Origin of the sequence: Algoriphagus sp. 4150, from assembly GCF_031457395.1 — a bacterium.
In the GTDB taxonomy this organism is placed as follows: Bacteria; Bacteroidota; Bacteroidia; order Cytophagales; family Cyclobacteriaceae; genus Algoriphagus.
In genome coordinates this window covers 538,875-562,828 of the sequence record NZ_JAVDWS010000002.1, presented here as the reverse complement: position 1 = coordinate 562,828, position 23,954 = coordinate 538,875, and the positions used below count along the sequence as shown (strand labels likewise).

At 43.5% G+C, this 23,954-nt stretch carries 17 protein-coding genes; 4 read left to right on the top strand and 13 right to left on the bottom strand.

The features are described from left to right. Positions 1–6 precede the first annotated feature (6 nt). The 4 genes from J2X69_RS05730 (at position 7) to J2X69_RS05715 (ending at position 7,090) form a co-directional block, all read left to right on the top strand. Complete coding sequence (locus tag J2X69_RS05730) at positions 7–1,686, top strand: RagB/SusD family nutrient uptake outer membrane protein (protein ID WP_310099825.1); 1,680 nt, start codon at positions 7–9, stop codon at positions 1,684–1,686. Positions 1,687–1,816: 130 nt separating this feature from the next. After that, complete coding sequence (locus J2X69_RS05725) at positions 1,817–3,478, top strand: FAD-dependent oxidoreductase (protein WP_310099823.1); 1,662 nt, start codon at positions 1,817–1,819, stop codon at positions 3,476–3,478. 44 nt (positions 3,479–3,522) lie between these two features. Beyond that, complete coding sequence (locus J2X69_RS05720) at positions 3,523–5,205, top strand: FAD-dependent oxidoreductase (protein WP_310099820.1); 1,683 nt, start codon at positions 3,523–3,525, stop codon at positions 5,203–5,205. A 253-nt stretch (positions 5,206–5,458) separates the two neighbouring features. Then, positions 5,459–7,090 (top strand): carbon starvation protein A, encoded by a 1,632-nt coding sequence (locus J2X69_RS05715; RefSeq protein WP_310099816.1) that lies wholly within the window; start codon positions 5,459–5,461, stop codon positions 7,088–7,090. Between the two features lie 39 nt (positions 7,091–7,129). On the opposite strand, the gene J2X69_RS05710 is transcribed toward J2X69_RS05715, so the two are convergent. From J2X69_RS05710 to rimP, 13 genes are all read right to left on the bottom strand, one after another. Further along, the gene (locus J2X69_RS05710; RefSeq protein ID WP_310099813.1) at positions 7,130–7,678 is read right to left on the bottom strand and encodes a peroxidase-related enzyme; all 549 of its coding nucleotides are present in this window, start codon (positions 7,676–7,678) and stop codon (positions 7,130–7,132) included. Between the two features lie 3 nt (positions 7,679–7,681). Beyond that, positions 7,682–8,233 (bottom strand): peroxidase-related enzyme, encoded by a 552-nt coding sequence (locus J2X69_RS05705; protein ID WP_310099810.1) that lies wholly within the window; start codon positions 8,231–8,233, stop codon positions 7,682–7,684. Between the two features lie 3 nt (positions 8,234–8,236). Then, a complete protein-coding gene (locus J2X69_RS05700; RefSeq protein WP_310099807.1) occupies positions 8,237–9,490 on the bottom strand; it encodes an MFS transporter in 1,254 nt (417 codons plus the stop codon). Continuing rightward, positions 9,490–12,255, bottom strand: coding sequence for a TonB-dependent receptor (locus J2X69_RS05695; RefSeq protein WP_310099805.1), 2,766 nt, complete (start codon positions 12,253–12,255; stop codon positions 9,490–9,492). The genes J2X69_RS05700 and J2X69_RS05695 overlap by 1 nt, the downstream gene beginning before the upstream one ends. A gap of 16 nt (positions 12,256–12,271) precedes the next feature. Beyond that, entirely contained in the window at positions 12,272–12,838 is a 567-nt protein-coding gene (locus J2X69_RS05690) for a peroxidase-related enzyme (RefSeq protein ID WP_310099802.1), read from the bottom strand. Positions 12,839–12,846: 8 nt separating this feature from the next. Beyond that, positions 12,847–13,995, bottom strand: coding sequence for a DUF3179 domain-containing (seleno)protein (locus J2X69_RS05685; RefSeq protein WP_310099798.1), 1,149 nt, complete (start codon positions 13,993–13,995; stop codon positions 12,847–12,849). A 278-nt stretch (positions 13,996–14,273) separates the two neighbouring features. After that, positions 14,274–15,395 (bottom strand): transporter, encoded by a 1,122-nt coding sequence (locus J2X69_RS05680; RefSeq protein WP_310099795.1) that lies wholly within the window; start codon positions 15,393–15,395, stop codon positions 14,274–14,276. An 18-nt stretch (positions 15,396–15,413) separates the two neighbouring features. Next, positions 15,414–16,955 (bottom strand): phosphatase PAP2 family protein, encoded by a 1,542-nt coding sequence (locus J2X69_RS05675; RefSeq protein WP_310099791.1) that lies wholly within the window; start codon positions 16,953–16,955, stop codon positions 15,414–15,416. A 4-nt stretch (positions 16,956–16,959) separates the two neighbouring features. Beyond that, a complete protein-coding gene (locus J2X69_RS05670; RefSeq protein WP_310099788.1) occupies positions 16,960–17,901 on the bottom strand; it encodes a transporter in 942 nt (313 codons plus the stop codon). A 136-nt stretch (positions 17,902–18,037) separates the two neighbouring features. Beyond that, entirely contained in the window at positions 18,038–18,583 is a 546-nt protein-coding gene (locus J2X69_RS05665; protein WP_310099785.1) for a hypothetical protein, read from the bottom strand. A 384-nt stretch (positions 18,584–18,967) separates the two neighbouring features. Then, a complete protein-coding gene (gene infB, locus J2X69_RS05660; protein WP_310099782.1) occupies positions 18,968–21,901 on the bottom strand; it encodes a translation initiation factor IF-2 in 2,934 nt (977 codons plus the stop codon). A 62-nt stretch (positions 21,902–21,963) separates the two neighbouring features. After that, positions 21,964–23,208: a transcription termination factor NusA gene (nusA, locus tag J2X69_RS05655; protein WP_310099780.1), complete on the bottom strand. Its 1,245-nt coding sequence runs from the start codon at positions 23,206–23,208 to the stop codon at positions 21,964–21,966. A gap of 5 nt (positions 23,209–23,213) precedes the next feature. Then, positions 23,214–23,690 carry a ribosome maturation factor RimP gene (gene rimP / locus J2X69_RS05650; RefSeq protein ID WP_310099777.1) on the bottom strand — a complete coding sequence of 159 codons (477 nt, stop codon included), beginning with the start codon at positions 23,688–23,690 and terminating at the stop codon, positions 23,214–23,216. Positions 23,691–23,954 lie beyond the last annotated feature (264 nt).

Sequence of the window (23,954 nt, the reverse complement as noted above, 5' to 3'; positions counted from 1 at the left end):
ACAACTATGATAAAGCTAATTAAATATATATGTACGGTTTCGCTTTTGATTTTCACCCAATCATGTGATGATGATTATTTGAATAGACTACCACTTGACTCACCGTCCAGCGAGACCTTCTTTGCCAACGAAACCGAGCTGGAAATGGCAGTCACCGGGGTATATAACAGACTCTGGTACAAACCTCAGGGTGCTGTGTGGTTCTTGTCTTTTGACTTTGCCTCCGACGATGGATGGGACAGAAACGGAAGTGGAATTCAGGCGCTAGGAAGAGGGGAGCAAAATGCAGACAACGACTACACCAATGGTTTTTGGGGAAGATTCTATCAAGCAATCAACCGGGTGAATTATATCACTTCAGGTGCAGAAGAGCTCAGGGAAAAGATGGATCCCGCCAAGTACGATAGATTAGTCGGAGAAGCAAGATTCTTAAGAGCCTACTTCTACGCATATCTGGCAGAACTCTATGGCGATGTACCCTTGGTCACTACTACACTGACTCTAGAGGAAGCCCAGACACCTAGAACTCCAAAAAGCGAAGTGATCGATTTTGTGCTGGCAGAAATGAATGAGGTAAAAGAATACCTCCCATTGGATGCTTCCGAAAAGGGTAGAGTAACAAAGGGAGCCGTGCTGGCCATGATCTCTAGAGTAGCCCTTTGGAATGAGAGATGGCAGGAAGCTGCAGCTGCTGCAAAGGAATTGATAGATTCAGAAGCCTATCGTATCGATCCCGATTATCCGGGAATGTTCACTTTTTCAGGAGACAATTCTCCGGAAGTGATTATGAGAATTCAGTTTCTGAGAGGAGTGGAGACACACAATACCCCAAGGGACTTTTTATCCAGAATGGCACTGGGGCATTCCAACAAAAAGCCCCCTCAGAATTTTGTGGATACTTTTGACTGCATTGACGGTTTACCCATTGACAAGTCTCCACTATATGATCCGAAGCATCCATTTGAAAACAGAGACCCCCGACTGGGTCATACCCTAGTTGTACCAGGCTCCAGATTGGTAAACTGGACATTTGAAACCCATCGTGACAGTACTCAGATTTGGGAGTACAGAGGTAGTGATATGGTGCGGGTACCGAACATAGAAGCTCAGCATGCCTATGCTTCTTTTACAGGATACTTGTTTAGAAAGCATGTGGATGTAGCTGATTACCCTACCAACGTAGGCGCTTCTGATCAGAATCTAACCATTTTCAGACTTGGTGAAGTATTGCTCAATTATGCTGAATCCAAAGTAGAACTGAATGAACTTGACGCATCAGTCTATGAAGCTCTAAATTCACTTCGGGGAAGAGAATCCGTACAGATGCCGGCTATCGCAAGCGGAAAATCGCAGGATGAGTTGAGAAACATAGTTCGCAAGGAAAGAAGAAGCGAATTGGGAATAGAAGGATTCCGCTATTTCGATATACGCCGTTGGAAAATCGCAGAACATGTAATCCCTGGGCCTGTAAGAGGACGTGTAAACCGGTATGGCGAAGGTGGCTGGTTAAATGAACCTCCGATGATTGATCCTATAGGAACACCTAGTTACAACAACGTCAGCAATGCTAATGAAATGGTAGTTATTGAAACACGTGCCTTTAATCCCTCTAGAGATTATCTATGGCCAATTCCACGGATTGAATTGGAAACGAACACCACTTTGACCCAAAATCCAGGGTATTGATTTTAACCACATAATTATTTTAAAATCCGATTGCATGGAAATGTTTGTTTCAACAAACGTATTGAGGCAAGCTTTCCATGTGTCCGGAAGCGGTATATGCCGCTTTGTAAACAATCTCAATTATCAAAAAATGAAAAATATACTAATCACTTTATGTGTTCTACTATCCACATGCCTATCTCAACATGCCTATTCCCAAAAGTATGACATTGTCATTTACGGAGGCACATCTGCCGGTATAGCCGCAGCCATTCAGGCATCCAGACTGAATAAGTCAGTAGTGCTTATCGAGCCTTCTCATCGTCTGGGTGGGCTGACCACAGGAGGGCTGGGGCAAACAGATATTGGCAACAAACAAGCCATAGGGGGTATTTCGAGAGAATTTTATCAAGGAATCAAAGCCTATTATGATAAGCCGGAGAACTGGAAATGGCAAAATAAAAGCGAATATATGGACAGTGGACAGACGAGAACCCAAGAAGGGGAAGATGCCATGTGGACGTTTGAGCCTTCGGCCGCATTGAAGGTCTATCATGAAATGCTTGAAGGCGAAAAAATAGATATTATATATGGTGAGCGGCTGTTAAGAACCGATGCAGGTGTGAATAAGTCCAATGGTGAAATTCAATCCATTACCATGGAAAGCGGAAAAACCGTTGAAGGAAAAATGTTTATGGATGCCACCTACGAAGGTGACCTGATGGCTGTGGCAGGGGTAAGTTATACGGTGGGGAGAGAGAGTAACGATCAGTATAAAGAATCACTCAATGGAGTTCAGGCCAATTATTGGAGTGTTACACTCAAGGGCAAAGCATCCAGAAATGCCAGAAATCACAATTTCGTTCCGGGTGTGGACCCTTACATTGAGAAAGGAAAACCGGCAAGCGGGCTTCTTCCTTACATTATAGAAGGCGGTCCCGGAATTGATGGGTCAGGTGATAACAAAGTCCAGGCCTATGGGTTCAGAATGTGCCTGACAGATCACCCGGAAAACAGAATTCCTTTTGAAAAACCTGAAGATTATGAAGAGCTAAATTACGAACTGCTTTTCAGGAACTTCGAGGCTGGCGAAACCCAATTGCCATGGATCAATTCCTCCATGCCAAACCGGAAAACAGATACAAACAACAGACAAGGATTTTCTACTGATTTTGTAGGCCAAAACCATGATTACCCTGAAGCCAGCTACGAAGAACGTGAAAAGATAGTCGCCGCTCACCGTAACTATCAACAGGGGTTAATGTGGACACTTGCCAATCATCCAAGGATCCCTGAGAAAGTCAGGAATGTGTACGCTCAGTGGGGAATGACCAAGGATGAATTTGAGAATGGTGATGGCTGGCAGAACCAGCTATATATACGTGAAGCAAGAAGAATGGTCAGTCATCTTGTGATGACCCAGCTTCACTGTGAACGAATTGAGGTTATAGAGGATGCTGTTGGTCTAGCTGCTTATGGAATGGATTCTCATCACATCCAACGATATGTAGATCATAATGGCTATGTACAAAACGAAGGAAATGTGGAAGCTCATGTAGATGGCCCCTATCCTATCAGCTATAGATCTATAGTGCCGAAGAAGGAAGAAGCAACCAATCTGTTTGTCCCTATCTGCCTGAGTGCTTCGCACATCGCTTTTGGCTCTATTCGTATGGAACCTGTTTTTATGGTTCTTGGACAATCGGCCGCGATAGCCGCTTCTCTGGCGATTGATGAGAACGTACCTGTACAGGACCTATCTTACGAAAGGCTAAAATCTGAATTGCTGGTCAATAAACAGAGACTAGAGTAGTTATTATTTGGGACTAAACCATCTACTTTTAAACAAAAAAACACATGGAAATTATAAATAGCATAAAATTTTGCTTGTTATCATTTTTGATAATTCATGCTTTTGGATCATGCAAGCCAAGTGAAAAGCAGGAAAACATTACCGATGTAATTGTGTATGGAGGCACCTCAGGTGCTATCACCGCGGCTATTCAGGCTAAAAAAATGGGAAAATCAGTAATTCTTGTTTCCCCGGATATCCACTTGGGAGGGCTTTCTTCCGGTGGATTGGGTTGGACTGATACAGGCAAAAAGGAAGTGATCGGAGGATTGTCCAGGGAGTTTTATCAAAGAGTATACGATAAGTATCAAGCTGATGGAGCTTGGAAATGGGAAAATCAATCCGAATTTGGAAATCAAGGACAGGGTACACCTGCGATAGACGGGGAATTCCGTACGATGTGGATTTTTGAACCACATATTGCAGAAGAAGTCTTTGACGCTTGGGTTGAGGAAATGGATATTGAGCTTTATCGTGAGGAATGGCTGGACAGAGAAGCCGGGGTGACTGTGCATGATGGACAAATCACGGCAATTCGAACTTTGAGTGGAAAGGAATTTAAAGGAAAAATGTTTATTGATGCCACTTATGAAGGGGATCTGATGGCCGCGGCAGGGGTAAGCTATCATGTGGGAAGGGAAGCAAACAGTGTGTATGACGAAGAATGGAATGGGATACAAACCGGTGTCTTTCATCATCGGCATCATTTCAAAGTTCTGGATCATCCTATAGACCCCTACCGGACACCCGGTGATCCTTCCTCAGGCCTTATTCCAAAAATCAGCGCAGAAGATCCGGGCGTGAAGGGAGAGGGTGATAATAAAATCCAAGCTTATTGCTTCAGAACCTGCATGTCCAATCACCCAGACAATCGAGTGCCTTTCCCGAGGCCTGATAATTATGATTCTACCCAATACGAACTTTTGGTAAGAATCTTCGATGCAGGCTGGCGGGAATGGTTTGATAAATTTGATATGATTCCAAACAGGAAAACTGACACCAATAACCATGGTCCATTCAGTTCGGATAATATTGGGAAGAATTATGACTATCCCGAAGCAAATTACGAGCGCAGGAAGGAGATCATCAAAGAGCATGAGGATTATCAGAAGGGACTGCTTTACTTCGTGGCAAATGATCCAAGAGTGCCTAAAGAAACCCAGGAAGAATTTCAAAAGTGGGGATTGGCAAAGGATGAATTCACCGATAATGGAAACTGGCCTCATCAAATCTACGTGAGAGAAGCGCGGCGAATGATCGGTAAGTACGTGATGACTGAAAATGAATTACTACAAAAGAAACCCACTCCTGAATCTATCGGAATGGGCTCATATACCATTGATTCCCATAATATTCAGCGCTTTGTCGATGAAAATGGGCATGTCCAAAATGAAGGGGATATTGGAGTGGGATTGCCTGGCCCCTATGAAATAGCCTATGGTTCCATCGTTCCCAAAAAAGAGGAAATCACAAATCTCGTCGTTCCTGTGGCAGTTTCGGCAAGCCATATTGCATTTGGGTCAATCCGAATGGAACCTGTATTTATGATCTTGGGACAATCGGGAGCTACGGCAGCAGTCATGGCATTGGAAAAAGGAATTAGTGTTCAGGATCTTCCATATGAGGATCTGAAAACCCAATTATTGAAAAATGGGCAAGTCTTGACGATGGCAGATCAAATCCGATGATAATTTTACGGTTCAGTTAGTATAACTCGTCGGATAATCTGCCTGAACAAAAATCTATATGATTACCCACTTAACTGCACATATGCACTTTGAATTAATGTTAGAAGTTCAAATTTGGCAATTACCCTTTCTAAAGGGGGTAACGGGGATTTTCTCAGTATAAATTCTTCCTTTGAGAAGTAGTACAAAACATCTTACTTTGAAAACAGATTAGATTCCATTGTAAATTCTCCGAATACCCAAATTTCCATTCATGAACCTAGCCGTTCTATTACTCATTTCAGCAGTCATACTTTTCATAGCCTATAAAGTTTATGGTAAAATTGTGTACCGGAAATTTGGCTTAAACGACAAAAACCCAGCTCCGTCCCATACACATCGGGACGGGGTAGATTATGAACCAAGTAAGCCTATAGTGGTTTTGGGTCATCATTTCGCTTCAATTGCGGGAGCAGGACCGATAGTCGGTCCAATTATAGCGGTAACTTTTGGCTGGATACCTGCTGTCATTTGGATTTTGGTGGGTGGTATTTTCTTTGGGGCTGTACATGACCTCGGGAGCATGGCTACTTCACTGAAAACAGATGGCAAATCCATCGGGGTAATCATCCGAAATCAAATCGGAATGAAAGGAAAACAGCTTTTTGTTATTTTCAGCTTCTCCACGCTTATCCTCGTGATTGGTGTGTTTGCAGACATCATTGCCAAAACATTTGTTACAAATCCCGGTGTGGCCTCTGCCTCTATTCTGTTTATTTTATTAGCTATTGCTTTTGGCATAGTGAATAAACTAGTAGGCGACAAAAAGACTGCATTCATCTTCATCTCGGTAATAGGGGTGATTTTAATGTACTTTTTCGTGTATCTGGGCATGAAAATCCCTTTTGCTCTCGATTACAAAATCTGGATTTTGGTGCTCTTGGCTTACGCATTTCTGGCCTCAGTGACACCCGTAAGTATGTTGCTACAGCCGAGAGATTACCTGAATAGCTTTTTGCTTTACGGGTTGATTATAGCGGGAGTATTAGGTGTTTTCATCGCCAATCCTGAAATCCAAATGAGTAATGAAATCCATGTTTCTGATGAAAACTTGGGCTATATTTTCCCGGTTTTATTTGTGACCATTGCCTGTGGAGCCATCAGCGGGTTTCATTCCTTAGTAGCTTCGGGAACCACTTCCAAGCAACTGGATAAAGAATCCGATGCCAAATTGGTAGGATTCGGAGGAATGCTGATTGAGTCTTTTCTGGCAATTATTGCAGTCGGGGCAGTAGTTATTCTGTCCAGATCAGAGTATATAGACCGGCTTTCGGGCGAAGGTCCAGTGGCACTTTTTTCCACAGGTCTGGGAGGTATGATCGCCACCCTGGGAATTTCAGAAGAATTTGCTGTAGGCTTTGTGGCATTGACTGTTTCAGCATTCGCTCTTACTACGCTAGATACCTGTACCCGACTGGCACGGTTCACTTTACAGGAATACTTTGAAGATGTGCCTCAGGCGGCAGGTCAGTATTTGGCTAAAAACAGATATGTATCTACCGGAATTGTAGTCCTTTTTTCCATACTCTTATTGCTATCAGGAGAGTTTACTACGCTCTGGCCAATCTTCGGTTCAGCTAATCAACTACTGGCAGCTCTAGCACTCTTGACCATAGCTGTTTGGCTGATCAAGAAAAACATCAATGCACTCTTCGTGACCATTCCCATGTTTTTCATGTTTACGGTGACCCTTTCCTCCTTGGGCCTTTTTGCCTGGAAAAATTTTCAAGACGAAGTCTATGTGCTTTCCATCATTGCAGCTCTGCTGTTTATTTTAGCTATTTCTTTGATGATTTTGGCTACGAAAAGCTTGAAAAGTAAGGTGAAAGTAACTTCAGGAGCCTGACAAACCCAGACTCCCTAAGTTCTTTATTTATTATACTGACTAATTCTCGGGATTGTAATTGGCATATCCTTCATTTGCTCTAGCTTCTGCCCTGTTTTTATAGAATTCCCGATCCAGGGGCGCTTCAGTCCCCAACCCATCCACATAGCGATTGAACATACAAAAAGCAGCAGCAATTAAAACTGTATCGTGAATTTCTCTATCTGTTGCTCCTTCAGCTTTTGCTTTTTCGATCTGATCAGGTGTCACCTGAAGTCCGCCTTTTTGAACACTTCCGGCGATCTTGAGCAGGGCTTTCATTCTATCGGAAAGATTAGCCTGATCAGGATTCGCTTTGACTTCATCTAACTTCTCAAAATCACATGCTAGGTAATACCCTGCCAAAGCCTGATGGGCATGCTGACAATAAAAGCAGTCATTCAGGTAAGAAACATGGGTAGCAATCAATTCCCGTTCACCCCTTGTAAGCGAATTTTCGGATCTGAGGAGTTCTTCCGCGAGTTGGTTTAGGTGTTTGGCGGTATCCGGTCTGAAGACCATCAAACCACGGATTCCCGGCAGATTGTCAGGAACATGAATGTAGGTCATAGCTTAAGGATTTGAATTTAGGTGAAATTTATACTCATTTGAAATCATGAAATGTCCCATTTCTTCAAAATCAGCTGAATTCTCAGGAAGGGAAGTCCCCAAGCCATCTACATAGCGGTTGAAAAGACTAAAGACGGCCGATATAAGTACCACATCATGGATTTCAAGATCAGTTGCGCCGCAACCCTTCGCCCTTTCTATATCTTCTGACCTAACTTCCTTTCCACTTACTTGCACTTTCCCCGCTAGTTGGAGGAGAGAATTCATTTTTATGCTCAAAATCTCAGATGTACCATTCTCCAAAACCTCATCGACCACCTCCTGTTCGCTTTCGAAGAGAATTCGGGCTGCTGAGGCATGGCTTTCAGTACAAAACATGCATCCGTTTCGACTGGAGACGAAGGCTGCTATCAATTCCCTTTCTCCTTTGCTCAGCGTAGAAGGCCCTGTAAGAAGTACTCGAACTAAAGCGTACAAATGTCTACCGGTTTCCGGTCGGTATTTCACCAAACTTCTAATGCCCGTAAGCTTATTTTCTAAATTTATATAAGGCATAATTTATTGGTTTGTAAGCTGTGAAGGAGATTTACTGACTAAGACAAAGAAAAATCCGACTAGTAGGAATCCTGAAAAAAGCAGAAGCGCATTGCCGTATCCACCAAGGTACATCACCAATGAACCTAGGGAAAAGACTGCCACTGCCGTGATCACCCTTCCCGCATTAAAACAAAAACCTGTCGCTCCCGCCCTGATCTCTACTGCAAAAAGCTGTGGGATATAGAAAGAAAGTAAACCCTGACTTATACCAAAGAAAAAGGAGAGGCAGGTAATCGCGGGATAAATCCAAAATGAGAATTCCCTTGTAAAGCCATAAAGCAAAATGGATATACCCAGTGCCCCAGAAAAGCAAACCAACGTCGATTTCCTTACCCCAATCACTTTTACAATCCACCCCGAAAGTATCCCTCCTATTATTCCCCCAAAACCCAAAATCATCATCACTGATCCCCGCTCAGTCTGGCCTGATGACTCTTGGAGCAAACTTTGCACCCAAGTAGGCATCCAAGAAAATGCCGACCATAGTGCAATCAACATAGTTCCAAAAACTACCGCACCGTGTACCAGTCCCGGTGCTTTAAAATGAGAATTCTTTTGGGAATTGTCACCCGCAATAGTCAGTTGGGAAAGCTTCCACTTGGAGGACTCCTTTAAATGCACAGAAGAAACCGCTGCGAGGATAAGAGGGAGTACTCCGATAAAAAATGCCTGTCTCCAATCATTCACCCAGACATTGACCAATCCCGAAGAGAATATTCCCACAGGGAACCCAATCGAAACTACCCCCATCACCACTGAGCGGGTCTTGGAAGGCCAAACCTCAGATAACAAAGTCATTGTGATGACCATCACCCCGCCCACAGCGAGCCCTCCTAACAACCTGAGCACAACTACAACTTCCCATGAACTGGCATATGATACACAAATAGTAAATATCCCTACTGATGCCAGACACATCGCCAGTGATTTTACCCTGCCGATTTTATCAGAGATTATTCCCCATGACATTCCTCCTATTGCCCACCCGACCAGATAAAGGGCATTGATATAGGCACTTATCTCATGGATCTGCTCTGCGGATCCAGCACTTGCCAATTGATCTGCTATTACAGGCAAATAAACTGAAGCGATAGTAGATATCGTTCCCGCACTTGCATTCCCCAAAAAACATATCAGGAAAACGCTCCAAAGGTAGGCAGAGATCCTATCCCTGCCCATTTCGGAATTGCTTGCTATGGTGATGGTTTGCTCCATTACCTAAACATCTCATCAAAAGTCAAACTGATGTAATACATTCCTCCGACAGTCGGAGACCCATATGCTTGATACACTTGATTGTCAAACAAATTGTTAGCCCCGACTTTCACTACCGATTTCAATTGTGGAAGTCTGTAGCTGAGCTGCGCATCTACCATTGAGTATGCGTCAATTCTACCCGGCTGCAACTGAGTCAGTGTTCCGCTCCAGTCAAATGCATCCTGCCATCTCCAAGCAATACTAAACCCTAGCCGCTTGGTCAATTCGGAGTTTCCAAAAGTGACTCCGGTCCGGAATTCCGGCGTGTTAAATGCGGGTATGTTGTTGGCATCTGCTTCCATCAAGTCAAAAGATGCCCAAGTCCCATTAATTCCCAAGGAATAGCCTCTAGGCAATAAGTAATTGAAGCCCAGAGTAGCTCCCTGAGAAGAAACCACATCTGAAGCATTGGTGTAGAGCTGGAATGCCTGAATGTTTCCATTGAGGATATCCATCGCAGCAGCTGGATTGTAGCCGCCATTACCCAACAGAATCTCGCTGTCAGGCCTGATAACTACCGTATTGATAATAAAGTCAGTATAGCGGCTATAGTAATAATTAAAATCCACAGAAAGATTATCCATCCATAGCCCCCGATATCCGACTTCAAAGGTTGAGATACGTTCAGGTTTGATGTAATCCACATCTGATTTTTGGAGCAGATCAAGATTGGCCATCAAGGCTTCTTGTGGAGGCGTTCCTGTTCCAACTGCCTGTCCAAATGCAGATCCAAATGCCCCGACTGATTCTGCAGTATAGGAATTCTCATATACATTCAGCCCTTCGCTATTGCTCGGAACACCCCCTAGAATGATAATTGGCCCTACGTTTAAGAAAATATATTGGTCTCCGGGAGTTGGATTTCTAAATCCGCTTTGAAAAGAAGAGCGGAAGCTGTGCTTTTCCGAAGGAGAAAACACACCGGAAATTCTCGGAGTAAACCTTCCCTCGAAGTTTTCATTTTTATCGTAGCGCTCAGAAAAAGTGAATTTCAACTTCTCCCTGAGAAATCGCTTTGAAACTTGGGCAAATGCACCTCCCTCTCTGATTTTGACATCTTTGTTCAGATCATCATATAAAGTCCCGTTGGTAAACATATCGTAGAGTCTGAAATTTCCTCCAACAAGGACATCCACAAACTTAATTTTATTGCTAAAATCATATTGTCCTTCTGCATGGTAATACTTACTTTGGCTTAATATCCCAGCACCGGCTAACCCTTGCACTTGGATCAGACGATCCCTTTCTTGGTTGTAATTTTCCGATCCGGGAAGGAGCCTTCCCTCATCTGCAAATGACCTTGCAAAGTTGTGGTTCCCACTCTCCACAGCCGGAATGTTCCCGTTAAAAGCCGCCGCGTATCGGGCAAACCAAGTATCGTCAGCCTGATTCGAAGAAACCACCTGTCCGTTCAAGTCCCTGACCCATGTTCTGTTGATATGCTGGCCAAGTGCTCTGGTATTGTAAGAATCATTGGAATTTTCAGTAACCAAGTAGCCCCTTAGGAAAAAGTTGGTTCCTTTCAGCTCCAATTTATGTTGTTGCAAAACGAAGTTGTTCAGCATAAAACGGTTGCTACCTGTATAAGCCGCCCGTCCCTTGCCTGCCTGATAGCCATAGATTAACTCCATATTTTCAGTGATTCGGTAATGAAGCGAGGTATTGAATCCCATTCCTTTAGAATCGTAATTCATGAGGTCTTTTTCTTCATACCCGGTACGGGATACCCTGCCTATTCCCGGTAAAGTTCTGGCTACTTCGTCTCCATAAATATTGAGCGCATCTCTAGCAGGATTGTTTTCTCCTCTGAATTCAAGTGGGGTCTGTGCATCAATATCTTTATAGTTGGTAGCATACCAATCCAATCCTGTGAAGTGGGAAGCGTTTAACTTAAAGGCAAACTTATTGTTAAAGGCTTTTGCATAGCGGATTGAAAAATCATAAACACCACTTGGATCAGCGTGGGCATCATTGATATGATTTAATCCAGTCTTTGCCTGTACGCTTAATCCTTGATAAAAAAAGGGATCTTTGGTCCGCATCATCAGGACGCCATTGAATGCTACCGGACCGTAAAGCGCAGAAGCTGCGCCTGGAATCAGTTCGACACTTTCTATATCCAGATCGTTAGAACCAAAAAGATTGCCTACTGCAAAATTCAGTCCCGGGGTCTGATTGTCAACCCCGTCCACTAACTGGAGCATACGTGAATTCCCAATACTGTTGAAGCCTCTGGTATTGATCTGCTTATAGGTCAATCCGCTGGTCACCAATTCCACTCCTTTGAGATTTTGGATTCCCTCATAAAAATTCATGGAAGCTGATTCCCGAATGGTCTTGATATCCATCTTTTCTATACTGATCGGAGATTGGAAAATAGTTTCTTCTATCCGGGAAGCGGAGAAGACCACCTCGCTAAGTAATTCTATAGAAGGACTTAATTTGACCTCAATCGGTGCTGAGGAGCTTACCTCAATACTGGTCTTTTGGAATCCCATATAAGAAATCTCCAAAATCAAAGGCAACTCCACTGCCGTATTTAATTCAAACTTACCGGTATCGTCAGTCACTGTTCCCGTAAGTTTACCTTTGATCATAACAGATGCTCCGATGATATTGTCACCGGATTCGGAGTCTGTGATCCTACCTGAAAGTTTGGTTTGCGCGATCAGCATCAGGCTGGAAAAGCCAACAATCATCAGCGTAAGTAACGTTTTTTTCATTTTGGGTCAGCTTTTGCTAATTGTTGCTTTTGAGATGATCATATCCCTCGGGATTTCGACGATAGCCTTGAGTGGTCAATCTTTCTGCAAGCGATTTGAAGTAAGAAGGGTCCTTTGGAAGAAGGGTGCCCAATCCATCAACATATCGGTTGTACAGGCAAAAAAGTGCTGCGATCAGAACCGTATCGTGAATTTCCAGATCCGAAGCTCCAGCTTGTTTTGCCCTTTGGATATGGGCCGTGGTTACATTCTTCCCACTCTGTTGCGTTTTCCTTGCAACAATTAGCAAGGCTTTCATTTTTTCAGAAATAGGAGCTGACTCCAAGTCATTCAAAACTTGCTGTACCGTGTTGGTTTCATGTAGTAACTCATTGACTGTCTCAGCATGAGCCGTCGTGCAGAATTTGCACTCATTCCCATGAGAGACGATCGTAGCAATCAATTCCCGCTCCGCTTCCGTCAAAGAGGAAGGACCTCTCAAGAGCAATTGTGTTAGGTCTCTGATCGGTTGGGCTGTGTCTTTTCTATATTCGAGCAATCCGGTGATACCGGGAAGATGCTCTTCAAGTTCGATGTGAGGCATGTTTTGGGTTAGTTAAATTTTTCAGTATTAGGCTTGAAAGTCCTCCAGCTATGCCAGAATTCCTGGTAAGCCTTAAGGCGTTTCAAATCTGATTGTTTTGGATCCAAAGATTTCCCGGTGAAGGAATAGGCTACAGAATCCAAGTACAAGGTGTCTCCATTCCAGAGATGCTCCCTTGTACCTTGGGGAATCTCAAAAACCACAAAGCTTTGGGTATCCTTGTTCAAAAGGAGCACAATGTCCTTTTCACCGACGCGATCACGGATAGACTCAGTTTCGGTAAGGGAATTCCAGTCATAGGCTTTTGCACTATTTCCTAAATCCACTCCTATCACCCATGATTTTTCGTTCCAGGAAAAAGGGTCTGTTCCGGTAAGTTTGCTTTCGCTTGTCCCTTTTTCAAATTTTCCCAGAGAATCATATTTCGAAATGAAATTTGGATCCTCAGCCATAATTTCCCCTTGGGGGAAGGCTTTGAAGAATGCTCCTGCAGTCAATTGTATAGATTCTATTTCATCCAGTTTTTCTCCTTTCAATTTACCTGCAATAGCCTCTCCTGTGGCCTGTTGCCACCAGCTACCTGTCTGTGAATCTTCAAACATGGCATTGAAATGGTCCATCCCTACCAAGCGGAATTTTTCGGCATTGCCATCGACAAAGGGAGAATAAACCCGTCCTGTACGACATACAGAACAGTAGGTTATCATCACAGGATTACCTGTCAGGATATCTCTCACCTGGTGGTGGTAGACTATGTATCGAATAGGGTAAGCTTTGGCTACTTGTCCATTCTGAATTGCAATAACCAGTGTGCTGTCGTTTCCTTCAAAAGTTTCGCGGGTTTGGAACTTAAGCTCCTTGGGTTCTTTGAACATGGCATCAGCTGCCATTTTGAAATTGAAGAAACCGATCAGTCCTACAGTCAAAACAAGACAAAGAAAGGAGATCCACTTTTTTGAACCTGAAATGGCTGATTTGAAGCCAATACCGGTCAAGATCAAAGCGGTGATCCAGAACACTACTTTATAGCGATGCAGAAAATAGGCGAAATCAATGCTGTCCCATTGCTGACTACCGGGAAAAGGCATAATGAAATAAATCTTCAGAAATTCAAACAGCAGCAAGAAGCCTAAACCACAGTAAAACAGGATTTTCATAGGAGAGTTAGTTCAGAAGAAAGTGAAACTGCTCATTCACCGATGTAAAGCATATCATCCCTGTGAACTATGGGAAATCCATTTCACAGGAAATTTGCAACAAAGGGAAAAACAGAGGCTATCTCATAATCAGTTTTTCTTGTCAGACTGAGCAGCTTGCCTCGCCTTGGCGGGGAGTCGAAGTTTTGTATGTGCCAATTAAGCCCATTTCTACTTCCTGCCTTCCGGGAAAACGTCCGCTCAACGTGACAATTATGAGTTATGAGATAGCCTCATGATTAAAGTGAATTAAAAACTTCCGTGGCTTTTTTGGGAATCCTCCATGCCAGTCCCACATTGATCATATAATCTGCAAAGGCAGCGTCTCCGTGGGATCCACGGATTTTGTCCGTGTAGTTTTTGGTGCGGTTACGTTCTACGGCGATAGGAACGGACAGCAAAGCTGCAAAATCACCCTTACTATAGGTGATTCCCGGTTCTACAGAAATCACGTATCCAGGTCTTCTATAGCCTTCACTGCTTCCGAACAAATCACTGGCAGTAAGACATTCCATGCGGCCTCCTCCATATATACTCACTCCGGGCAGTGGAGTCATATAAGATGCTCCTATACGAACGGCATATTGATCAGGTACGGAAAACTCATCGAACTCAGGGGTTTCAGGATTCCCGCCCCGTCTTACTGTGCCGTTAGTCGCTTGAGGATTTGCCAGATAAAAAAGGCTTCCGCTCAAGACCACATTGTGGGATAGCATATAAAATCCCTGTACATCCAAAGTGGCTCCCACTCCTCCGTCCCCGGGCTGGATTGACTGGTCCAACACGGCAATTCTGTCAATGTTACGATCAGGTCCCTGATTATAAAACTTCCCTTCAGCTCCATAGGCACCAGTAGGCAGTTTGATTCCCAACCCCACGGATACATTTCCATGCTGAGCTTTTGCAGGACTAATCAACCAATAATTGGCTGACAAACGTAGATCAGCGATGCCACGGGCATACGTATGGTGACGCTCTCCCAGACCATTTGGAGGATTTCCTCCGTGCTCATACATGGAAGATCTGTCATGATAAACAAATGGAAGAATCACCGAACCGAAAAACCGATCTGTAAACGAATAGTTTACTGCCAGATCTACGAAATGGGATTTATTGATAACCTCAGTTCCCTGCTCTACTCTATGCGGGTGTTCCTCGGTACCGCTGAAATGCCGGAAAGATTTGAAATATCGATAATTTAAAGCGAGGTTCCAATCCCCGGCTGACTGTCCTCCCACTTGACCGGTGGTAGTGCCTACGCCTGAAAACTGTCTGATAGCTACACAGCCTTGAGCGTATGAATTCAAATAAGCCAACGACAGTGCGACAGCTAATACTATTATTTTGGTATATTTTTGCATGAGTTTATTGTCTAATAATTAATTATCTGCGCCGTCAAATCTGGCGACGTCAATTGTGTATTGTGCCACATTTCTGCCTTGAGCAGTGCCTACCGTAGCATCAAAAGTCCAGTGAATACCTCCGTAAACCCGGGAAATAGCAGCTTCATCCGCCCACTTCTGAAACACATTTCCTTCTTGGGGAAATAGATAGGTTAAGACTTCCGCTGCAGCGGCCGAAAACACAGAATGTCCGGAGGTATATGCGGGGAAGTTTGGCGTACCTGCAATAGTCTCGAAACCCTTGATCATCTGTATAGGTCTGGGGTAATAGTAATAGTACTTGGCATCCCAACAACTGATTCCTCCATCCATGATAGCCATATTCATATAGGCGAATGTCCGGGCAGTACGTATAGAGTTAAACTTGTATTTGAGTATAAATTCGCCTGCTATGTCATTCCAGTGTCCCGGAGGTGTGTAAGTACCGAGGCCATCTTGCCAGAAATTGGCAATCCTCCTGCGCTCATGAGTCACATTTTTAGCATAATCCTGAAGGGTTTTTACATCTTTTTCGAATACTTCAGAACCTGGAACCGGTGGAAGGCCAGGTCTAGTATCTTCTACATTTTGTACACTCCACATTTTTACTTTTCCAAATAGCGGAGTCAACCCAACCGGACGGGCAGGACTTTCCAAATTTTCCCATTGCCATCCAAACCGCTCAAATGCGGCGGCTCTCAGAGAATCGGAAACTGCCTTTGGTGCTTGGGCATTTTTCATTCCATCATTGGATGCCCTTGCAAGTGCAATATTGGCGATCTCTTCTCCTATTTTTTTCCCAGCCTCCAAATCACTTGGCACATTTTCTCCCGCCAAAATCAAGCTTTCCAAATGCTCATGCTCTAATCGCAGCAAGTATTCGGCTTCTAAAGGAAACATGGCGGTCAATATCTTCCGGGATACAGTCGCCAAAACTGCTCCTTCCGAAGGATATGAAGGCAAATTATTGGAAACATACGCATGGGGAATATCAGCGTCTACCTTATAAGGGGCAGATCTTTGATAAAGAAATTTGTAGTGCCAGGCAGAAATCAACCCATCGTATTGTGCAACAGAAAGATAAGCCAAAGCTCTGCTCGCGTAGGGAGGGTGTGCAAACGGAAAAGCAGGAGGGCCTGCAGGGTTCGCCGGATTGGGAAGTGTATAAGAGTCATCCTCATTGGGGCCCGGTATCAAATTGTATTTGGCAATAAGCCCCAGCGCAACTTCATTCCAACGGATAACAGAATTATTGGTCCAATGTGCCACACTCTTCTTCTCATCACTTGACATTAAGGTTATTCTAGATTTCACACCATTCACTTCTGCCAAAAACTGAGGAGAATTCTCTGCTGTAGGCGGGTCAATAGAGATGTCACTTCCAGCTGCAATCAAAATCGGTTTCCATGTGCCGGCATTCTGATCAATTCCTGAAAATTCATAACTCCCGTATTCCAATTCTGTATTTAAATCCATGTTGCATCCAGTCACAGTGACCAGAGCAACCAGTACTACTAGTAATAGTCGAAGTATTTTCATCCGTTCAATTTTTAGGTGAGAAAAGGCCAAACTGATAGGTAACTCCGGCACTGAATACAGACAATTCAGGTGCATTGCGACCATTAATTACTCTACTGTAAGCCGCTACCAAACCTAAGCCCTTGGGATTGGTAAAGAAATATTGGGCAAATACACCTACACGGTCCATATTGACTTTATTGGTAGGCTGAGGCGCATTGTAGGCTCTGATATCATCGCCCGAAGTGGATATGGATGAGTTATAACTAAACTCTGCTCTAAGAGATTTATTCATGAACCACTTACCTACCACGGCTTCATAAGTCCAGGCACTGGGCACATCCATCCATGAAGTGAAATAGCTGCCATCGTTATAATAATATTCACGTTCAGCTTGCGTATAACCCTTCCAGATATAGGCACCATTTCCTCTTAGGTAGAGTCCACTGTTCCACTCATATTCGACTATGCCTCTCCAGTCTATTTGCGGAGCGCCAATCCCAATACTATAAGGCTGATAATCTGAGAGGTAATTGGAGACAGGCGTAGAGAAAACCACTGAGCCGAATGCGCTCAACTCCCCTTTTTCACCTTTGTACCTAAGAGCTTCATACTTAAGACCCAGTGTCAAATCCTGAATTCCCGAGGCTCCTGCAAACTTTCCTCCGTTTGGAGTGGTAGAATTGGTACTCACATAAGGAAGTCCCACATATGCATCCAGACGTCGGGTAATTCCATAAGCTGCCATCACCATAGCCGTTCTCCGCTGTACTTTGGCTATAGTTCCGTTTTTCCGAAGGGTTTCACCTTCCCAATAATGATCAAATTGCCCATATTCGAAATTGAACAAGAAACAAATATCACCTTTGGGCATCATCAATCCATCGGTAGGAGTCTGTGCCAAAGACAAATAGGGCATACAGAATACTCCTATCAGGAATATAAGTTGCCTGAAATGCACTTTCATAAAATCTAAATTAAAGTTCCTGAATAGTTTAAGACGATTCATCCCTCTGCAACTAAGCACAGGGAGAATGACAACTATCTACGTCCGCACAAGCATCAAAAGCATGACGAAACATAAACAGCACTCAAAAAATCAATCAGGAAAAACGGGGAGGCGGGCAGTCAATCCCGTCTACAGGGTTAGTATACCGAAAAGTTAAGTGTCCTTGGAGAGAATTTCCCGCAGGCACATTATTGACTGAAAGCCCAAGAGATTGGGGCATAATATAATCTTTCACAAAGAGTTTTACCTCAGCTTTACCTTTTTCTCCTGTAGGAAGCTCATCATCCACAAGAGAGGATATCCATTTCTTAACAGTATTGTCCAACACTTTCCGGGAAGTATCCGGTACTACTACTACCTGAAGTGTATCATTTTGATACCGCTGCTTAATTGCCCGATAGTATTTACCGTCTTTCTCAAAAGGAGTATTGGTAGCTTGAAAACTCTCCTGGTTCATCATGTAAGGTGCCGAAAGCGGAATCTCGATTAATTCCTGCTTAAGATTTACGGGATCACTGCCATAAATATAATCCACCCATTTGCTTTCCAAATGACTCTCGTAGGTCATATAAAAAGCATAATAGCCAAAGTTGTAAATGGCAAAACATGCAAAAAGAAATATGGAAAGGACTTTTTTCAATTCTGGGATTATTACAATTCGAAAAGTATTAAAATTCAATTTGTAAAACCAGTGCTAACGAAAAAATATAATTTATTATTTCAACATTCGACAATAAATCAAAATGATTCCCTCTAATTTATTTTTAGTTGAAATAATATTTTGCCAATACACCAATCAACAAACATAAAACGGAAGCAATACCATAAAATTTTAGGACTTTAAGGCGGTTCATTCTATCCATAAACCAAAGCACAAGTACCGGACGGATCAATCCTATGACTAGACTGATCAAAGAAAAATAAAATAAAAACCAAATCAGATACTGTAAGGCTGTCGTCATGGTACAAAACTAAAAAAGGGACAGCAATGCTGTCCCTCTTCATCAATATATCTTAGCGAAAATTATTTTTTACGCTTGATTTCCTTCATTTCGTAGCCTTCAATTGTATCATCAATCTCGATATTGTTGAAGCCCTTGATAGAAATACCACATTCGTATCCGGCTTTCACTTCAGCTACATCGTCTTTGAATCGCTTCAATTGATCGATCTCACCTTCATGGATCACAATACCGTCTCTGATCACACGGATCTTATTTTTTCTGGTGATGAAACCATCTGTCACGTAAGATCCTGCAACAGTACCAACCTTAGTGATTTTGAATACTTCACGAACCTGGATATTACCGGTGATTACTTCTTCGAATTCCGGCTCAAGCATACCCTCTATAGCATCCTTGATTTGGTTGATCGCATCGTAGATGATAGAATAATGTCTGATTTCGATCTCTTCCTGTTCCGCAAGTTTCTTTGCGTTAGGAGAAGGTCTCACTTGGAATCCAAGGATAATCGCATCAGAAGCTGAAGCAAGCAATACATCAGATTCAGAAATCTGACCCACACCTTTGTGGATAATACTTACTTTCACTTCATCTTTAGAAAGTTTCAGCAACGAATCAGAAAGTGCTTCTACCGATCCATCCACGTCACCTTTGATGATGATATTGAGTTCTTTGAAAGAACCGATTGCCAGACGGCGACCGATCTCATCCAAGGTGATATGCTTCTTGGTTCTTAAGCTTTGCTCTCTCTGAATTTGCTCTCTTGAGTTGGCAATATCCCTTGCTTCACGCTCAGTATCGTAAACTTTGATAATATCACCCGCTTGTGGAGCTCCACCAAGACCTAGCACCTGAACAGGTGTGGATGGTCCGGCTTCTTTTAGTTTTTTGCCTTTGTGATCAAACATCGCTTTCACACGACCATGATGCTGACCGGCAAGAATTATATCTCCGATTTTCAACGTACCTGCCTGTACCATGATAGTAGATACATAGCCACGTCCCTTATCCAATGATGCTTCTATAACTGTACCTGCAGCATTCTTGTCCGGATTGGCAGTGAGTTCCAATACTTCAGATTCAAGGAGAACTTTCTCCAGCAAATCATCAATACCTTCACCTGTTTTGGCCGAGATATCCTGTGATTGATATTTACCACCCCACTCTTCTATCAAGAGGTTCATGTTTGCAAGTTCTTCTTTGATCTTGGCAGGGTTGGCATTTGGTCTATCTATTTTGTTGATGGCAAAAATCATCGGTACACCGGCAACCTGTGCGTGGTTGATTGCTTCTTTGGTCTGAGGCATGATGCTGTCATCAGCTGCAATCACGATAATAGCCACATCCGTGATTTTAGCTCCACGGGCACGCATAGCTGTAAACGCTTCGTGTCCCGGAGTATCAAGGAAAGCAATTTTGTGACCTGTTTTGGTCATTACATCATAAGCACCGATGTGCTGGGTAATTCCCCCCGCCTCATCAGCAGTCACTTTGGACATACGGATGTAATCCAGCAAGGAAGTTTTACCGTGATCTACGTGACCCATGATAGTAACGATCGGAGCTCTTTCTACCAATTGTTCCGGAGTGTCCTTTTCCTCCACCTCAATTTCGTCTTCAATTGATTTGGTGAATTCTACTTCATAACCGAACTCATCGGCAATAATGGTAATTGCCTCAGCATCCAAACGCTGGTTAATCGAAACAAACATGCCTAAAGACATGCAGGCAGAAATAACCTGATTTACAGACAGATCCATCAATGCCGCCAGATCATTTGCTGAGATAAATTCTGTAACCTTTAAGATTTTTACCTCATCCGTTTCAAAATCTACATCTCTGTCTCTTTCGGCCTTCTTATCTCTACGGCTTTTGCCTTTTCCTCCTCCGGCACTTTTACCTTGAAGACGGGCCAAAGTCTGCTTGATCTGATCCTGTATCTCCTTCTGGGTAGGTTCAGCTTTCTGAGCTCTGACAGGAGGGCCAGTTCTTGGTTGGTTTCCACTACGTGGGCCTCCCTGTGGTCTGTTGCCAGGCCCGGCTGCCGGACGAGGCCCTTGCCCCGGACCTCCTCCCGGCTTATCGATACGCTTACGCGGACGTTTTTTATCTCTTCCTCTCTCATCAGAAGAAGCTACCGGTCCGCCTTTTTTCTTAGGTCGGTCAGCAGGCAGCTCTATTTTACCCAAGACTGTAAGTCCCTTAAGAGATTCTGCTTTGGCAGAGATCACCTGATCATTAGCAGCTGGTGCCACAGGCGTGCTAGGAGTTGCAGGCTGCTGAGGAGCTGGCTTAGGCTGTTCTTTCTGTGCCTGAGGTGCAGGCGGAACATGTGGCTTTTTGACTTCTTGAGCCGGTTTTTGTTGAGGTTTCTGTTGTTGTGCAGGATGAGGCTTTCTGGAGTCTCCCTGTTTTTGACCATACTTATTCTGACCGTGCTGCTTATGCTTGGGTACCGAAGAAGTGTTTTTGCTTAAGTCAATTTTACCCAAAACTTTAATACCCTCTAATTTTGGAGATTCGGCAGAAATTTTCTCCGGCTCGGCAGGCGGAGAAGAAGGAGTAGTAGTAGGCTCCGGCTTAGGATCCTCTTCTGCCTTAGGGGCAGGTGTAGGAACCAGGGCAGGCGCCGGTGCTTCCGGCTTTGGCTCCTCGGCTGCTTTAGGAGCAGGGGCGGGAGTCGGTGCAGGAGTTGGCGCCGGAGTCGGCGTGGGCGTTGGTGCCACTGGTTTAGGCTCCTCTTTTGGCGTTTCCGGCTCTATGGAGGAAATAGGCTCATGCCTCTTCCCTATAGAGAGGTGCGAAGCCTCTTCTTTATCCAGGGCAGAAGATTTGAATTCCTTATTCAACATTTCAACTTGATTCATGTTGATCTTGGAATTCGGATTATTCTCCACCTCATAGCCCTTTTTAGCCAAGGACTCAACTATGGTTGCCGTACCCACGTTGAGTTTTCTGGCTATCTGGCCTAAACGCATCATTTTTTCTTCTGACATAAGCAAAAACTTCTTTCGAAATCTTAAATAATTAGGGTATTACACGGGGATTTTTTCCCGTTTTATTGATCAAATTCTTGTCCGAGAATCCTAAATATCTCATCCACAGTCTCTTCTTCAAGCTCTGTTCTTCGAGTCAGGTCCTCTTTGGTCAGGCTCAATACGCTTTTTGCAGTATCTAAGCCTGTCTTTTTTAATTCGTCGATGATCCAGCTGTCGATTTCATCAACAAACTCCATCAAATCGACATCTTCTTCTTCGTACTCGTTCAACTCACGGAATACATCGATCTCATAACCAATCAATCTACTCGCAAGTTTGATATTATATCCTCCTTTACCAATCGCAAGCGATACTTGATCAGGCTTAAGGAAAACAGAAATTCTCTTGGTCTCTTCATTCGCATTGATTGAAGACACCTTGGCAGGGCTCAATGCCCTAGTGACATACAAGTCTAGGTTTTCGGTGTAATTAATCACATCAATATTCTCATTCTGCAATTCTCTTACCACAGCGTGAATTCTTGATCCTTTCATCCCCACACAAGCTCCTACCGGATCAATACGGTCATCATACGATTCCACCGCAACCTTGGCTCTTTCACCCGGTTCTCTTACAATCTTGATAATCGTAATCAAACCGTCGTACACTTCAGGCACTTCATTTTCGAACAGACGCTCCAAGAAAACAGGGGATGTTCTTGAAAGAATGATTTTCGGATTGCCATTGGACATGTCCACTCTGTGGACAATCGCCTTCACAGTATCTCCTTTTCTGAATCTATCCTTTGAGATCTGCTCTGCTTTGGGCAAAATCAACTCGTTGCCTTCACCATCCATAAGGAGGATTTCTCTCCCCAGAATTTGGTAAACCTCCGCACTGACTATCTCTCCTACCAGCTCTTCATACTTGTTATAAAGAATATCTTTCTCAAGATCCTTGATTCTTTGGATCAATGTCTGACGAGCCATCTGCACAGCACGTCTTCCGAAATCCTCCAATTCGATTTTCTCGTAAACTTCTTCTCCTATTTCAAAATCAGGTTCGATTTTACGGGCTTCCGTAAAACTGATTTTATCAAAATCCCAAATATCCTCAGAATTGTCGTCGACAATTTCACGGATACGGAATATCTCAAGGTCACCTTGATCAGCGTTAATGGTCACATCGAAGTTCTCGTCTGTCTCAAACTTCTTGCGAATCATCGCTCTGAACACATCTTCCAAGATACGGATCATTGTAGGTCGATCCACATTTTTAGATCTCGCAAATTCAGCGAAGGATTCTATTAAGACTTTGGCATCCATTTTATTTATTTAAAAGATACTTGTACAATTGATTTCTTCATCTCTTCAAAAGGAAGAGAAACCTCCTCCTCTGTGGCTTTCTTGCCTTTTTCCTTCTTCTTTTTCACCAGTAGTTTCACACCGGCTTCCGTTACTTCCAGTAGTTTGCCCTGAACTTCTTCTCCCGAGTTCAAAGAAATCTTTAGCTCCCTGTCAATATTTTTCTGAAATTGTCTTCTACTACTCAAAGGAAAATCCAGCCCTGGGGAAGAAACCTCCAGAATATATGCTTCAGGCATCATCTCTTTTGCCTCCAGCTCTTCCGAAACCGCCCTGCTTAGCTTAGCGCAAGCCTGGATAGTCACACCTTCATCAGCGTCCAGAAGGATGTTGAGAAGCTTTTTGCCTGATTTCTCCGACATTTTCACCTCTACAATGAAATGATTTTCATCCGGAAGATGCTTCTCTACAATCTCTTCGATAGCTTGTTTCAATTCAGTCATAGTATGCATAATGAAAGAGGGGACATATGGTGTCCCCTCCAGAAACTTTCGAATACGACGCAAAGGTAAAATAATTTTACAGTAAAAACAATGAGGCTGCTAAATCAAGAGATAGAGATAATTAGGTTTTTTTTCGGCGAAAAAATTTCAACAAACTAAAGCCGCCTGAGAATCATTTGATTTTGTTGCCAAAAAATATCCCGATTCTATCAAATTTGTCCCATTAAGATAATAATTTTGCCGACCCCCGTTTAATATGAGTGC